This is a genomic window from Parahaliea mediterranea, from assembly GCF_017255185.1.
Taxonomy (GTDB): Bacteria; Pseudomonadota; Gammaproteobacteria; order Pseudomonadales; family Halieaceae; genus JAFKCZ01.
On sequence record NZ_JAFKCZ010000007.1, the window covers coordinates 1 to 13,133 of the forward strand.

At 67.6% G+C, this 13,133-nt stretch carries 10 protein-coding genes; 7 read left to right on the forward strand and 3 right to left on the reverse strand.

Going from position 1 to position 13,133, the window contains the following annotated elements; translation table 11 throughout:
* The first annotated feature begins 440 nt into the window (after positions 1 to 440).
* The 3 genes from JYP50_RS10305 to JYP50_RS10315 all read left to right on the forward strand — a co-directional run bounded on the left by JYP50_RS10305 (position 441) and on the right by JYP50_RS10315 (position 3,549).
* On the forward strand, positions 441 to 836 hold the full coding sequence (locus JYP50_RS10305; protein ID WP_206560440.1) for a zf-TFIIB domain-containing protein: 396 nt from the start codon (positions 441 to 443) through the stop codon (positions 834 to 836).
* A gap of 150 nt (positions 837 to 986) precedes the next feature.
* The gene (locus JYP50_RS10310) at positions 987 to 2,417 is read left to right on the forward strand and encodes an MFS transporter (protein WP_206560441.1); all 1,431 of its coding nucleotides are present in this window, start codon (positions 987 to 989) and stop codon (positions 2,415 to 2,417) included.
* Between the two features lie 76 nt (positions 2,418 to 2,493).
* Entirely contained in the window at positions 2,494 to 3,549 is a 1,056-nt protein-coding gene (locus tag JYP50_RS10315; RefSeq protein WP_206560442.1) for a 3-deoxy-7-phosphoheptulonate synthase, read from the forward strand.
* Here the strand turns inward: JYP50_RS10315 and JYP50_RS10320 are convergent, their stop codons facing one another.
* The 3 genes from JYP50_RS10320 to JYP50_RS10330 all read right to left on the reverse strand — a co-directional run bounded on the left by JYP50_RS10320 (position 3,550) and on the right by JYP50_RS10330 (position 6,923).
* Positions 3,550 to 4,608 (reverse strand): DUF481 domain-containing protein, encoded by a 1,059-nt coding sequence (locus JYP50_RS10320; RefSeq protein WP_206560443.1) that lies wholly within the window; start codon positions 4,606 to 4,608, stop codon positions 3,550 to 3,552.
* 142 nt (positions 4,609 to 4,750) lie between these two features.
* A complete protein-coding gene (locus tag JYP50_RS10325; protein WP_206560444.1) occupies positions 4,751 to 5,569 on the reverse strand; it encodes an MOSC domain-containing protein in 819 nt (272 codons plus the stop codon).
* On the reverse strand, positions 5,562 to 6,923 hold the full coding sequence (locus tag JYP50_RS10330; RefSeq protein WP_206560445.1) for a serine hydrolase domain-containing protein: 1,362 nt from the start codon (positions 6,921 to 6,923) through the stop codon (positions 5,562 to 5,564). The genes JYP50_RS10325 and JYP50_RS10330 overlap by 8 nt, the downstream gene beginning before the upstream one ends.
* 158 nt (positions 6,924 to 7,081) lie before the next feature.
* Here JYP50_RS10330 and gorA point away from each other — a divergent pair, with 158 nt between their 5' ends.
* The 4 genes from gorA to JYP50_RS10350 are packed head-to-tail and all read left to right on the forward strand — an operon-like array spanning position 7,082 to position 13,128.
* On the forward strand, positions 7,082 to 8,440 hold the full coding sequence (gorA, locus tag JYP50_RS10335) for a glutathione-disulfide reductase (protein ID WP_206560446.1): 1,359 nt from the start codon (positions 7,082 to 7,084) through the stop codon (positions 8,438 to 8,440).
* 7 nt (positions 8,441 to 8,447) lie between these two features.
* A complete protein-coding gene (locus JYP50_RS10340) occupies positions 8,448 to 9,377 on the forward strand; it encodes an ABC transporter ATP-binding protein (protein ID WP_206560447.1) in 930 nt (309 codons plus the stop codon).
* Positions 9,374 to 12,223, forward strand: coding sequence for a Gldg family protein (locus JYP50_RS10345; RefSeq protein WP_206560448.1), 2,850 nt, complete (start codon positions 9,374 to 9,376; stop codon positions 12,221 to 12,223). The genes JYP50_RS10340 and JYP50_RS10345 overlap by 4 nt, the downstream gene beginning before the upstream one ends.
* Complete coding sequence (locus JYP50_RS10350) at positions 12,220 to 13,128, forward strand: DUF4340 domain-containing protein (RefSeq protein WP_206560449.1); 909 nt, start codon at positions 12,220 to 12,222, stop codon at positions 13,126 to 13,128. The genes JYP50_RS10345 and JYP50_RS10350 overlap by 4 nt, the downstream gene beginning before the upstream one ends.
* The last annotated feature ends 5 nt before the right edge of the window (positions 13,129 to 13,133 follow it).

Below are 13,133 nucleotides of genomic sequence, written 5' to 3' on the forward strand. Positions count from 1 at the left end.
GGTCAGTTGTGGGCACAACTCAACCTCAAGAGATAGCATGAGCCTTTCTATTCGTAACAGGCAGAGCCTGCCACTCATGACCACGTCCGTAGGACGTGGTTTCCCACGCTTAAATGAATGACCCGAAAAGAGGGGCAGGCCCTCCGCCCTACAGGGCACCCCCCCCTGTAGGGTCGAATTCATTCGACCGAGCGGAGTTGGCGGAATGAATTCCGCCCTACAGGGCACGCGCCCCCGATGTCCCCAATGTCCCCAATGTCCCCAATGTCCCCAATGTAGGGTCGAATTCATTCGACCACCCGGCCGCCCGGCCGGGTCGCGCGCGACAAACGCCGGGGCCTGCGCTAGACTCGATGGCATGGGCCAGCTGCGCGTCGAACCGAGGGTTCGCGGGCCGGCGAGCACCACACTCTGACGCAACAATTTCACGGGGAAGCCAGATGGAATACAACCCAGAGGTGCACAGCATCAAGTGTCCCAAGTGCGGGCATGGCATGGAAGAAATCGGCTATGGCGGTGTGACTATCGATCGCTGCACCAACTGTCTCGGCCTGTGGTTCGACACCGGCGAGGCCGAGGAGTTGAAGAAAAAATGGATGGGGGACGCGCTGGACTCCGGCAGGGCGGATGAAGGCAAGAAGTGGGACACCGTGGAGGACATCGCCTGCCCCCGCTGTGGCAAGGACATGGATAAAACCTCCGATCCCAAGCAGTCCCACATCTGGTACGAGGTCTGCAACGAACACGGCATGTTCATGGATGCCGGTGAGTTCACCGACTACAAGCACGAAACCCTGGCCGACCGCTTCCGCAGCCTGATCAAGGGCAGCCGCTAGCGCGGCGGCCGTAAAGCACCGGCGCGCGCGCCGGTGCCGGGCATTGTTCAGGCTGCGTTCAGGCCCTCCCCCCACCATCGGGCCAGCGCAATCCCACTGACTCCATAATAAACGCGGTCGCGGTGGCGACCGACGAGGCGGAGTACCTCCATGACAGGACCGGGCAGCCGCCTGCTCTATGGCGTTGGCGGCATCGTTTACGCGGCCAAGGAGGCCGCCTACACCGCCTTCGTACTGCTGTTCTATACCCAGGTGCTGGGACTCAGCGGCACCGTCACCGGCACCATTATCGCCACCAGCCTGGTGTGGGACAGCATCTCCGACCCCTTGGTCGGCTCGCTCTCCGACCGCCTGCGCAGCCGCTGGGGCCGCCGCTTCCCCTTCATGGTATTCAGCATCCTGCCCCTGGGACTGGGTTTCATCGGCCTGTTCGCGCCACCCGCGGCGGTGGTCGCCGACCACGCCCTGCTGGCGGGGTGGCTGCTGTTCTGGTCGCTGTGGGTGCGCACCTTCGTCACCACCTTCGCCATTCCCCACCTGGCGCTGTCGGCGGAAATCACCCGCGACTACCACGAGCGCAGCCAGGTACTCGGGGCGCGCCTGGCCTGCATGTTCCTGTTCGCGGTATTGCTGCCCGCGGCGGGACTGCTGTTGATCTTTCCCACCGTAAACGGCGGCGACGGCCGCTTCGACGCGGCCAACTACCCCTGGTACGGCGTGCTGAGTTGCGCCGTGGCCTGGACCGCCGCCATCGCCTGCACCCTGGGCGCGCGCCGCTATATCCGCTCCTCGCGCGACGCCCCGGAGCCGCCCGGCGACAACGCCTCCCCCGCGGCCCTGGTCCGCGACCTGCTGCGCACCCTGGGCAACAAGACCTTTCGCATCGTCATCGCCTACGAATTCGCCTGCATGGTCGCCTACGGCACCATTGTCAGCCTGAACATGCTGGTGTGGACCTACTTCTGGGAGTTCTCCCCGGAGGAGTCCTCCATCGTCCTGTCGCTGCCCAGCCTGCTGGCCATCGTCCTGGTCATGGCGAGCCTCAAGTCCCTGAGCCGCCGCTTCCCCAAGCACCGGCTGATACAGCTCTCCCTCGTCGGCATGTTCCTCAATTGCCTGTGGCTGTACCCGCTGAAGCTGGCCGGCCTGCTGCCGGACAACGACCACACGCTGGTGTTCGCGCTGAACTTCCTGTTCATGCTGGTGTTCATGTACTGCTTCCTGTTGCGCAGCATCTGCACCCAGTCGGTGGTGGCCGACCTCACCGACGAGCACGAACTGGCCTGCGGCCTGCGCCAGGAGGCCAGCTTTTTCTCGATGACCAACCTGATGAACAAGACCGCCACGGTGATCGGCCCGTTCTACGGCGGCCTCGCCCTGGACGCGATCGGCCTGCACGCCGGCATGCTGCCGGGACAGGTGCCCGCGGCCACCGTCGAGGGGCTGGGCTACGCCCTGGGCCTGGGGGTGCTGCCGCCGCTGCTGGTATCCCTCGTGCTGTCGCTGAAGATTTCCATGAGCGAGGACAAGGTCAGGGCCATCCAGCGCGCCATCGGCCAGCGCGCCGCGGACAGCGCCTGAACTGGGTCCGCGCACTTGCCCGGCACAAGCCCGGCGCGCGACAATAGCCGGCCCGCAACCCACTCCCGGCAAGGGCATGACCGAACGCACCGACGACATACGCATCAGCCGCGCGCAGCCGCTGATCACCCCCTGGATCCTGCAGGAAGAACTCCCCCTGGGCGATGCACAGGCGGCGGCGATCGCCGCCGCCCGCCGCGACATTGAAGCCATCCTGGCGGGGGACGACCCGCGCCTGCTGGTGATCGTCGGCCCCTGTTCGGTGCACGATCCCGAGGCCCTGCTGGACTACGCCCGGCAACTGCAAAGCCTGTGCGAACCGCTGGCGGACGCGATACTCCCGGTACTGCGGGTCTACTTCGAGAAACCGCGGACGGTGGTGGGCTGGAAGGGGCTGATCAACGACCCGGACCTGGACGACAGCTTCCACATCAACCGCGGACTGCACCTGGCGCGCAAGGTGTTGCTGGATGTGGCGGCGCTGGGACTGCCCGCGGCCAGCGAGTTCCTCGACACCACCTTCGGCCAGTACTACGCCGACCTGGTGAGCTTCGGCGCCATTGGCGCCCGCACCGTGGAGAGCCAGGTGCACCGCGAGCTGGCCTCGGGCCTGTCGATGCCCGTGGGCTTCAAGAACGGCACCACCGGCCAGGTGGACGTGGCCATCGACGCCATTCGCAGCGCCCGCCACAGTCACTGGTTCCCCTCGCTGACCAAGGAGGGCACCCCCGCCATCCTGCGTTCCAGCGGCAACCCCCACTGCCACCTGATTCTCCGCGGCGGCAGGGACACCGGGCCCAACTACCATCCGCAGGCGGTACAGGCCGCCGCCGAGGCCCTGGCGGCGCACCGGCTGCCGGCCTCGCTGATCGTGGATTGCAGTCACGGCAACAGCGACAAGGACCCGGCGCGCCAGGCCCAGGTGCTGTCCAGCCTCTGCGACCAGATCGAACAGGGCCAGCGGGCGATTCGCGGGGTGATGCTGGAGAGCCACCTGGTGAGCGGCAACCAGCCGATGGCGGCGCGGGAGGCCCTGGCCTACGGCCAGAGCATCACCGACGCCTGTCTGTCGCTGGCCGACACCGCGCCGCTGCTGGAGCAACTCGCGGCCACGGCGCGTCGCTGCCGCTGACTACCAGGTGTAGCCGAGGCGGAAGCGGTAGGTCTGGTCGACTTCCTCGACGTCCGCGGGCACGCCGCTGTCGTACTCGATCAACACTTCGGCGGCGGCCTCGATGCTGAACATCAGCGGGAAGGCCAGGCCGAAGGTGGTATTCATGATCAGGTCGCCGGCGTCGTCGAGGTTGAGGATGCCGTTGTGATCCAGGTACAGGCGTGAATCCCCCCCGAGCACATTGCTGGTGGCATTGACCGTCCAGTTGAGACCGGGGTATTCCTTGTCATCGGCGACGATGAAGTTCTCGTTCACGTACACCGCGCCGGCCTCGGCGGAGAGGGTCAGCTTCGGCTCCTCGTAGAACTGGTGACCGATGTAGGGACCGACGTAGTAGCGCAGGTCGAGGTCGGCGAAATCGTCCGCCTCGGCGGCGGCGTTGATGCCGGTGTACCAGGTCGGGTCTTCCAGGAAATAGTCGTACTTGGCGATGGCCTTCCAGTTCTCGGCATTCTTGACGCCGTTGGCCTCGTCCACCTCCCCGTTCATTTTGGTGGTAAAGCGGTCCCGCAGGCTGCGCCACACCGACTCCAGGCGGTAGTCGAACTCCTCGGTGTCGGTATTGCCCTGCTCGATGGTCAGCGCGGCGCTGACCAGGCCCGTCCACTTGTAGCCGTCACCCAGCTCCCAGGGCTCGGGGTTGACCACCAGCAAATTCGCCAGGGGGTAGCGGGTCTCCGGGGCGAGGCCGGGGGGCAGCAGCAGCTCGTCGTCGCGCACCACGATGGGCTGGTTCTGCACCACGATGCCGTCTTCCAGCTGCATCACCACGGGCTCGTGGGTCGACATGGCGGCCACCTGGTCCTGCTGGATGCTCAGGGTGCCGGCAAACTCCGTCTCCACGGTGATCACCCCGGCGCGGGTGTCGGTCACCGTGCCGATGATGCGCGAGCCGTTCTTCAGGGTAATCTCGTCCGACGGCTGCTGGCCGCCCTCCGCGGCGCCGGCCAGCGCCACGTGCGCGGCCAGCAGGCTGGCGGCGCACAGCGACGCCGGCTTGAAGTTTTTTCCTAGCATATTCCCTACCTTTTTCTCTGCCACGGTCGCTAGCGAGGACACGGGCGATCCAGTCCCGGGCGCACCAATCGAGGGCGGCCCATCCAAAGCGGCGACACCATACCCGATACCGGGGCCCCGCCAAACCCAACTATTACCGCGATTACCCCACCGCGGCGCCCTGGGCCAGGACCTCCACCGGGTCGCCCCGGCGCAGCTCCCCCCCACCCTGGTATAGCAGATTCTGGCCGAACAGAATCTGCCGCTCGAAGCGGCGGAAATCCGCCAGGGCGCGATTGATATAGGGGTCCCGCTCTCCAGTGGCCTGATCGATGGAGGGAATCGCGCAGCGGCTGCAGGCCTTGACCACGTCCATCTCCACCGCGCCGATGCGGATGCGCGACCAGCCGTCCTCGGCGAAAGGCTCGCAACCGGAGACTACGAGATTGGGGCGAAATCGGTTCATCGACACTTCGTGGGGCAGGCGCTCGTTCAAGGCCCCCAGGGAAGCCTCGGATATCAGCAGCAGGGGAAAGCCGTCGGCGAAGGACACCGTTTCCCCCCTTCTGGCGTAATCCGGGTCCACCGCGCGCCGGCTCTCCCCGGGCATGTACACCAGCCGGCATTCGGTCGCCAACACCTCGCTCAGCCAGGCGGCCGCGCCATCGCCGGCATCCACCGCGTTGACGCGGTCGTCCCACACCGTGACCTCGGCGAAAGGCGCGCCGGGGCCCGGCACCGCCACGCCGCACTCGGTGTCCCCGAGGGACAGCAACAGCCCGCCCCCGGGCAATTGGCTCACCCGCACCAGCGCCATGCGCGCCAGCTCGCGCTGGCTGAGAAAACGGCCGGTTCCGTCCACCACCATCCAGCGGCGGTCGCCGCGGGGGCCGAAACGGTCCAGGCTGACCCCTTCCAGGTCGATACCCGCGCAAGACTTAACCGGGTAGATGTGGATCGCGCTCAAGCTAATCTCAGTCATGTTGGAGAACTCCTTCGTTATCGGTCGCCAGTGCATTCGCGACGGCCGCCAACAGCTCGGCGAGACCGCTGTCGACGCCGTCCGCGGTCAGCCCCAGGCGAACCACCACTGTTTCCTGTTCGGGCAGTACCACCACCGCCTGGCCGCTGTTGCCCGACGCAAAGAACAGGGTATCGGGCAATGCCGGAAAGGCCACTCCGGCCGTGTTGAGCCAGAAGCCGCGGCCGTAGGCGCCATCGGCGGCGGCACTTCGCGGTCGCACCGCGGCCCGCTGCCAGTCCCGCCCCAGCACCGGGCTGCGACCGTGCCAGGCATCGAGCCACAGCTGCCCCACCCCGAGCCAGTCCCGGGCCGTCATAAACGCGTAGGAGGACCCCACCTGAACACCGGAGGCGTCGGCTTCCGCCACCAGCGAATGCAGGCCCAGCGGCCCGGCAAATTCGCGCCGCAGCCAGGTGGTATACGGCGTGTCACCCAGCGACTGCTGCCAGACGAGCGCGGCGAGGTTGGTGTCGCCGCTGGAATAGCTGAAGCGCTCACCGGGGCCGACGGCCTGGCCGGTGGCCGGGGCGGCGGCCCACATGGCCTCGCTGCGGTACAGCATCCGCGTGGCGTCGCCCCCGGGCAGATAGGTCTCCTCGAAATCCAGGCCGCTTTCCATATGCAGCAAGTGTCCCAGGTTGAGGCCCGGGTCCACGGCAGGCGCCAGCGCATCGCCGCCCGGCGCCCGCGCCAGCGCGGCCCGCACGGGCTGATCAAGAGTCAGCTGGCCGCGCGCCACCTGCATACCCACCCAGGTCGCCATCAGGCTCTTGTTCATCGACCAGCCCTGCAGTGGCATGTCGGGCGACACCGGCGGGAGATAGCGTTCGGCAATCAGGCTGCCGCGACGGGATACCAGCACCGCCAGGGTGTTGCGTCCGCCGCCAGCGGGTTCGGCAAAGGCCTGGTCCAGGGCCGCCTCGAGGGCGCGCGGAGCCACCACCGGGGCCGAGGGCCTCCGCGCCGCGGCGCGTGGCGTGGCGGCTTCGCCCCGCGATTTGTGCAGGCTGCAACCGCGTCCCGGGGCATAGCTGGCGCGGGCGGTGACGCCGAGGAAGGTGCTGCTCACCCCCGTTCGCTGCGGCGTTATCCCGCCGCGCAGCCGGTCACGCAACGGCCCGAGGATCGCCATGCGCGGCGCCACGTCCCGCTCCCAGATAAAATCCGCGGGCAGGCCCGACACCAGCAGCCCGGAGCAGGTCTGCTTGGCGGTATAACCCACGGCGACCTCGAGCGCCGGGCGCAGCAGCACCCAGGCCAGCGCCACCAGGCCGATGAGTACCAGCGAAACGATAAGCGTGGCTCGCTTCATGCCTGTCCTTCCAGGTGTGGGCGGACCATGATACCCGGCCGGCGCGACAGCGCCCACCACACCGGGTGCGGTTGCCGCTATTGGCGCCGGCCCTGGGCTGCTACACTCTTCGACATTTGCGCATCACCCCGCAAGCTCACGACTGGAGGACTTCATCAATGTCAGCCCTGGATTACGATCTGTTTGTTATTGGCGCCGGCTCCGGCGGGGTGCGGGCAGCGCGCATGGCCGCGGGCTTCGGCGCCCGGGTGGCCGTCGCCGAGGATCGCTACATGGGGGGCACCTGCGTCAATGTGGGCTGCGTGCCGAAAAAACTGTACGTCTACGCCTCGGAATACGGCAAGGCCTTCGAGGACGCCCGCGGTTTCGGCTGGGACAGCCAGCGGCCCGCTTTCGACTGGGCCACCCTGCGCGACAACAAGAAGACCGAGATCGGACGGCTGAACGCCATCTACGAGCGCCTGCTGGACGGCGCCGATGTCGATGTGATCGACGGCCGGGCGCGCATCGTCGAGGCCAACACCGTGGCCGTCGGGGACCGGCGCTTCACCGCCCGCAAGATCCTGATCGCCACCGGCGGCTGGCCCTATATTCCCGAGTTCCCGGGGCGCGAACACGCCATCACCTCCAATGAAATCTTCGATCTCGAGGAGTTTCCCGAGCGCCTGGTGGTGGTGGGCGGCGGCTATATCGCGGTGGAATTCGCCGGCATCTTCAACGGCCTCGGCTCGCGCGTCACCCAGCTGTACCGGGGCCCGCTGTTCCTGCGCGGCTTCGACCCGGACGTGCGCGCCCACGCCGCCCGGGAAATCGCCAACACCGGCGTGGACCTGCGCTTTGAGGTCAATGTGGAATCCATCAGCCGCGAATCGACGGGCCTGCGCCTGACCCTGACCGACGGCAGCACCCTGGAAGCGGACTGCGTACTCTACGCCACCGGCCGCAAGGCCCACCTGCAGGACCTGGGGCTGGAGAACGTCAGCGTGGAACTGACCGAGAGCGGCCATATCGCGGTCGAGGAACACTACAGCACCAGCGAACCGGACATATTCGCCCTGGGAGACGTTACCGGCGGCATGGAACTGACCCCGGTGGCCCTGGAAGAGGGCATGGCTTTCGCCCGCCGCCAGTTCGGCGACATGGACCAGCCGGTCAGCTACGAATACATACCCACCGCCGTGTTCAGCCAGCCCAATATCGGCACCGTGGGTTATACCGAGGACGAGGCCCACGCCCGCTTCGGGCACCTGCGCATCTACAAGTCGACCTTCAAACCGATGAAGCACACCATCAGCGGCCGCGAGGAGCGCTCCTTCATGAAGCTCATCGTGGACGACGCCTCCGACCGGGTGGTGGGCGCGCACATGGTCGGGCCCGACGCCGGCGAGATCATGCAGGGCTTCGCCGTGGCCATGCGCGCCGGCGCCACCAAGGCCATGTTCGATGCCACGGTGGGCATCCACCCCACCGCCGCGGAGGAATTCGTCACCATGCGCGAGGTGTGGAACGCGGACTGACGACACGATGATCGAGGCCCAATCCCTGACCCGCCGCTACGGCCCGGTGACCGCGGTCAACCGGGTCAGTTTCCATATCGGCAACAACGGTGTGGTGGGATTGCTGGGCCACAACGGCGCCGGCAAAAGCACGGTGATGAAAATGCTCAGCGGCTACCTGGAACCCACCGCCGGCAGCCTGCGCGTGGCGGGGCGGGATTACGCCCACGGCTGCCGGGAAGTCCAGCGCTCGCTCGGCTACCTGCCGGAAAACCTGCCGCTGTACCCGGAAATGATGGTGGCGGACTACCTGGACTACGCCGCCACCTGCAAGGGCATCGGCCGCGACCAGCGCGCGCTGGCGGTCCGCGAGGCGATGCAGGCCACCGACATCGCCGGGCACATGCTAGCCAAAATCGCCACCCTGTCCCGCGGCCAACGCCAGCGGGTGGGTGTCGCCCAGGCCATACTGGGCAACCCGCGATTGCTGATCCTCGACGAACCCGGCAACGGCCTGGACCCGGAACAAACCGGGCATATGCGCGCGCTGATCAAGCGCCTGGCGCGGCGCGCCACGGTACTGCTGTCCACGCATATCATGCAGGAGGTCGACGCGGTCTGCGACCGCGTGCTGATCCTGCACCAGGGGCGGCTGGCGCTGGATGCCACGCTCGAGGCCCTGCGCCACAGCGAGGCCCTGTCACTGCGGGTGAAAACCGCCTCCGAGCCCCTGCGCCACGCCCTGGAACTGGTGCCCGCCATCGCCAGCGTCGAGGCCCTGCCCAACTGCGACGAGTACCGCCTGCTATTGCGCCGCGACGAAGATCCCGACGACGCCTCGGCGGCCATCGCCCGGGTGGTCATCGAACAGGGCGCCGAACTGTGCCAACTCCTGCCCTTGCAGCGGGACCTGGAGACCGTGTTCCGGGAAGCCACCGGCGGGAGCGCGGCGCCGTGAGCCGAACCGCCGTCGCGCGCCGGGTCGCCGCCAAGGAGACGCGGCTGTTCTTCGCCTCGCCGGTGGCCTGGCTGTTCCTCGCCACTTTCACCGGCGCGACCCTGTTTATCGTGTTCTGGGTGGAATCGTTCTTCGCCCGCAATATTGCCGACCTGCGCCCGCTGTTTCGCTGGATGCCGGTACTGCTGGCCTTTCTGTGCCCGGCGCTGACCATGCGCATGTGGAGCGAGGAACGCCAGCGCCACACCCTGGAACACGTACTCACCCAGCCGGTGGGCATCAGCCGCTTCGTGTTCGGCAAGTTCGGCGCCTGCCTGTTGCTACTCGCCCTGGCGCTGCTGGCCACCGCGCCGCTGCCGGTGACCGTGAGCCTGATCGCGGAGCTGGACTGGGGGCCGGTGGCCGCGGGCTACCTGGCGGCGCTGCTGCTGGGCAGCGCCTACCTCAGCATCGGCCTGTTCGTCTCCGCCTGCACCGACAACCCCATTGTCAGCCTGATCGCCTCGGTGGCGCTGTGCATCGCCCTCTACCTGCTGGGCAGCCCGCTGCTCACCGGCTTCTTCGAGGCCGGCACCGCCGACTGGCTGCGGGCCCTGGGCAGCGGCTCACGTTTCGAGAGCATCGCCCGCGGCGTGGTGGACGTTCGCGATCTCTACTACTACCTGGGACTCACCGGCGTGTTTCTCACGCTGAACGTGTACGCCCTGGAGCGCGGCCGCTGGTCCCGGGCGCACAGCCGCCGGCACCGCTACTGGCGCTCGGTCGCCGCGCTGCTGGTGGTCAACTTCCTGCTGGCCAATGTCTGGCTGCACAAAGTGCCCGGCCTGCGACTGGACGTGACCGAGGGGCGACTGTACTCGCTGTCCGACACCACCGGGCAGTTCCTGCAGCGATTGGAGGAGCCGTTGCTGATCCGCGGGTATTTCAGCGAGCGCACCCACCCGCTGCTGGCGCCGCTGGTACCGCAACTGCGCGACCTCATCGAGGAATACCGGGAAGCGTCCGGCGGCAGGGTACGGGTGGAATTTGTCGACCCCGCGGACAACCCCGACCTGGAGCGCGAGGCGATCGAGCGCTACGGCCTGCGCGCCGCGCCCTTCCAGGTGTCGGACCGCCACCAGTCCGCCGTGGTCAACGCCTGGTTCCACCTGGTGGTGCACTACGGCGACGAATTCGAAACCCTGGGTTTTGGCGAACTGATCGAAGTGCGCAACGCGGTCAACGCCCAGCCGGAGGTGCGGCTGCGCAACCCGGAGTACGACCTCACCCGGGCGATCCGCGATGTCCTCTACAGCTACCGCAGCGGCGGGCAGCTGTTCGCCGGCATCGACACACCGGTGGAACTGGTGGCCTATGTCTCCGACGACGTCCTGCTACCGCCGCTGTTGCAGACCTACCGCCAATCCATCGCCAGCCAGCTGCAAGCTATCGCCGCGGAGTCTGGCGGCAAGTTCAGCTACCGTTTCGTCGCGCCGGAAGCCGATGGCGGCCTCGAGGCGCGCCGCATCGTGGACGAGTGGGGCTTCACGCCGATGGCGACCGCCATCGGCGAGGGTCGGGAATTTTTCTTCTATCTCACCCTCGAGGATGACCACCAGGTGGTCCAGCTCCCCAACGACAGCTTCGACCCCGGCGATTTCCGCCGCGACCTGGAGACGGGGCTGCGCCGCTTCTCCAGCGGCTTCACCCGCACTGTCGCCCTGGCGGTGCCGACCCCGCGCGAACAGGGATACCCATTCAACGGCGGCGCACCGACCTTCAGCCAGCTGGAGCAGATGATCACCCGTGACTACAGCATCCGCATGGAACAGCTGGCGGACGGCAGCGTGACCCCCGAGGCGGATATCCTGGTGGTGGTGGCCCCGCACCAACTCGACACGCACGCGCGCTACGCCATCGACCAGTTCCTGATGCGCGGGGGCACCGTGCTCCTGGCCACCTCCCCCTGGACCGTGTCGCTGGCCGGCGAAGACATGCGCCTGTTGCCCTGGCCCAGCGGGCTGGAAGAGTGGCTGGCCCACCACGGCCTGCACATCGGCGACGAGCTGGTCATGGACGATCAGAACGCCACCTTCCCCGCGCCGGTCATCCGCCGCGTCGGCGACCGCGAGTTTCGCGAGCTGCAGCTGGTCGACTACCCCTACTTTATCGACCTGCGGCCACCGGGACTCAACCCGGACCACCCGATCACCGCCAACCTGCCGCGACTCACCATGGGCTGGGCCTCCCCGGTAACGGTCCAGCGCGGTGAAAACCAGCGCCTTACCACCCTGCTGCGCAGCTCGCCGGCCGCCTGGCTGTCCAGCGCCGGCGATGTCACCCCGCGGGCGGACAGCGACGGGCAAGCAACTTTCTACGGCCAGGGAGAACGCAAGCCGCGCACGCTGGGGGTGATTCTCCAGGGGCGCTTCCACTCCCAATTCACCGACCGCCCACCCCCGAAGCCATCGGAGGCCGGTGATGCCAGCGACCCGCCAGCGGAAGAGTTGCAGCCACTGGTGGAGCTCTCGCCGCTGTCGGCGCGCATTATTTTGTTCAGCTCCAACGATTTCCTCGACGACCAGACGCTCAACGCGGCGGCCGGCGTCTCCGGTACCCGGCAGCAGGAGGGCCTGGAGTTGCTGATGAACGCCATCGACTGGTCGTTGCGCGACAGCAGCCTGCTGCGCATCCGCTCCCGCGGCCACTTCAATCGCACGCTGCCGCCAATGAGTAACCAGGCACAAACACTGATTGAGTATTTCAACTACGCCCTGGCGCTGGCCTGGCTGGCACTGCTGGCCCTGGTGCACTGGCTGCGCGCGCGCCTGCGCATGCGCCACTACCGGAAAACACTGGCCCTATGAAGCGCACCATCGTCAGCCTGCTGTTTCTACTGCTGGTGCAGTGCGGACTGGCGGCACTGTTGTACTGGCCGGGAAACAGCGACACCGGCGACGCCCGGCACCTGCTGGACAGCCGCGCGGCCTTGCGGGTCGACGCGATACGGATCGCCGACGACAGGGACAACGAGGTCCTGCTGCAAAACCTTCACGGCCGCTGGGTGCTACCGGATCTGCACAACCTGCCCGCGGACCACGCGCACATCCAGGAGCTGATCGATACCCTGACGCGGCCGCCGCGCGGTTTTCCCGTGGCCGAGAGCGCCGCCGCCCGGCAGCGCTTCCGGGTGGCTTCCTACCACTACAAGCGCCGGCTCACCTTCCTCGGCAACGGCGAGGCACTGGCCACCATCTACCTCGGCCGCTCACCCGCCTACCGCGCGGTATACGCCCGCAGCGACAGCTACCCCGCGATCTACCGCCTGCAATACAACAACCACGACGCGCCGGCGACCCCGGACGCCTGGCTCGATCCCGGCCTGCTCGCGATCGAGGGGCCGCGCGCCATCGCCATCGACGGCACCCAGTTGCGCCGCGACGACCAGGGACGGTGGCGCGGCGCCGCGGGAAGCGCCCCGGAGCCGCGGGAGCTGGCGGCCCTGCTCGACGCCCTCGCCACGCTGACGGTGCAGGGGCTGGCGGACGAGGACGCGCAGCGCAGCCTGGCGGAATCGGGCCGCGCCGCGCGCCGCCTGCGCGTGGAATACAACGGCCAGTCGATCCTGCTGGAGCTGTTCCGCGACGGCGAGCGCTACTACGTCCACGACAGCCGCTATCCGCCGTTTTTGAGCCTCAGCAGGCGGCAGTACCAGCGGCTGATGGACATTGACATAGCATCGCTCGCGCCTTTGATTGACACCAACAACTGACGTCC